Source organism: Nonomuraea sp. NPDC003201, assembly GCF_053590415.1.
Genome location: NZ_JBSFTC010000675.1, coordinates 1 through 2,104 on the forward strand (window position 1 = coordinate 1; position 2,104 = coordinate 2,104).

Annotated in this window: 3 protein-coding genes; all 3 read right to left on the reverse strand. The window is 73.8% G+C overall.

Annotated elements, in window-relative coordinates; genetic code table 11:
* Positions 1-851, reverse strand: an 851-nt coding sequence (locus ACWDX9_RS62615) for an ABC transporter ATP-binding protein (protein WP_449973336.1), incomplete at its 3' end; no start/stop codon positions are given.
* Positions 848-1,717 carry an oligopeptide ABC transporter permease gene (gene opp4C, locus ACWDX9_RS62620; protein ID WP_449973337.1) on the reverse strand — a complete coding sequence of 290 codons (870 nt, stop codon included), beginning with the start codon at positions 1,715-1,717 and terminating at the stop codon, positions 848-850. The genes ACWDX9_RS62615 and opp4C, both read right to left, overlap by 4 nt.
* Positions 1,714-2,022: an ABC transporter permease subunit gene (locus tag ACWDX9_RS62625; RefSeq protein ID WP_449973338.1), complete on the reverse strand. Its 309-nt coding sequence runs from the start codon at positions 2,020-2,022 to the stop codon at positions 1,714-1,716. Before ACWDX9_RS62625 ends, opp4C begins: the two co-directional genes overlap by 4 nt.
* Between the last annotated feature and the right edge of the window lie 82 nt (positions 2,023-2,104).

Here is a 2,104-nt window from a genome sequence, read left to right on the forward strand (position 1 = left end):
GGTGGCGGCGCCAGCAGGTCGGGCGGGCTGCCCGGGATCGGCACCAGGCCCCCCGTCGCCGGCTCCAGGCGGGGGCGGCTGGCCAGCAGGCCGCGCGTGTAGGGGTGGCGGGGCGTGGCGAAGACCTGGTGCACGTCGCCGTGCTCGACGACGCGGCCCGCGTACATGACCGCGACCCGGTCGGCCAGCTCGGCGATCACGCCCAGGTCGTGGGTGATGAGCACCGCCGCCGCGCCGGCCTCCCGCCTGGCCGTGTCGATCAGGCCGAGCACCTGGGACTGGACGGTGACGTCCAGCGCGGTCGTCGGCTCGTCGGCGATGAGCAGGTCGGGCTCGTTGGCCAGGGCCATCGCGATCATCACGCGCTGGCGCATGCCGCCGGAGTACTCGTGGGGGTGCCGGCCGTACCGGGCGGCGGGGTCGGCGACGCCGACGGAGGCCAGCAGCTCCAGCACGCGGGCCCGCACGGCGGCGCGGCCGAGGCGCGGCTGGTGCAGCCTGATGGCCTCGGCGATCTGGGCGCCGACCGGGACGACCGGGTTGAGCGCCGTCATCGGGTCCTGGAAGATCATCGCGATGCGGTGCCCCCGGATCCGGCGCAGCCGGCGCGCGGGCAGCGCCAGCAGGTCCTCGCCGTCGAAGCGGACGCTGCCGCGCACCACCCGCCCCGGCGGCCGGACCAGGCCGAGCACCGACATCGCGGTCACGCTCTTGCCCGAGCCGGACTCGCCGACCACGCCGAGGATCTCGCCCGGTCCCACCTCCAGGCTGACTCCGTCGACGGCGCGCACCACGCCGTCCCGCGTGCGGAACTCGACCGCGAGGTCGTCGACCGTGAGCAGCGGCGTCATCCGCCGACTCCCTTCGGGTCCACGGCGTCGCGCAGGCCGTCGCCGACGAAGTTCACGGCCAGCACGGTCAGCGCGATGGCCAGGCCGGGCGGCAGCCACAACCACGGCATGGTCTGGATGAGGGTGAGGTTCTGGGCGTCGGTCAGCATGTTGCCCCAGCTGGCCCGCGGCGGTCGTACGCCGAGGCCGAGGAAGGACAGCACCGCCTCCAGCAGGATCAGCTGCGCCACCAGCAGCGTGCCGGCCACCGCGACCTGCGGCAGGACGGCGGGCAGCACGTGCCGGCCGATCACCGTCAGCCGCCCGGCGCCGAAGGCGCGCGCCGCCTGGACGTACTCCCGCTCGCGCAGCGACAACGTCAGCCCGCGCACCACGCGGCAGGCGGTCGGCCAGTTGCACGCGGCGAAGACGAGCACGAGCATCGCGGCGCCCGGCCCGAGCACGCCTGCCAGCACGACGATGACGACCAGCGACGGGAAGGAGAGCACCACGTCGGCGGCGCGCATGACGACGGCGTCGACCGGCCCGCCGAACATGCCGGCCAGCGCGCCGAGCAGCGTGCCGAAGGCGACCGCCGCCAGCGACGACAGCAGGCCGACCAGCAGCGAGACCCGGCCGGCGTGCACGAGCCTGGCGAACACGTCGCGCCCCGAGGAGTCGGTGCCGAGCAGGTGCGCGGCAGACGGCGGCTCGCGGAAGGCGGCCAGATCCACCGCGTTCGGGTCGTGCCCGGCCACCAGCGGCGCGGCCAGCGCCAGCACGCCGACGGCGGTGAGGAACACGGCTCCGGCCAGCGCCATGCGGTTGTGCCGGAAGCGCCGGGCGGCGAGCGAGCGGGGCGAGGTCGGGGCGACGGCCGTGGTCATGACAGGCTGATCCTCGGGTCGGCCACCGCGTAGAGCAGGTCGGCGGCGAGGTTGCAGACCAGGACGAGCACCGCGACGAACATCGCGAACCCGATCACCACCGGGTGGTCGAGCTGGCCGATCGAGCTGACGGCGAGCTGCCCCATGCCCGGCCAGGCGAAGACCTGCTCCACGGCGACCGCCCCGGCCAGCAGCTGCGGGACGGAGATCATGACGACGGTGATGAGCGGGATCAGGGCGTTGCGCAACGCGTGCCGCATCAGCACCCGCCCCGGACCGGCGCCCTTGGCCTCGGCCGTGCGCACGTAGTCGGCAAGAGCACACGTCTGAAAACAAGACACTTAACCACAAATCACGGTTGACGATCTAGTAGATCATAAAGATCGG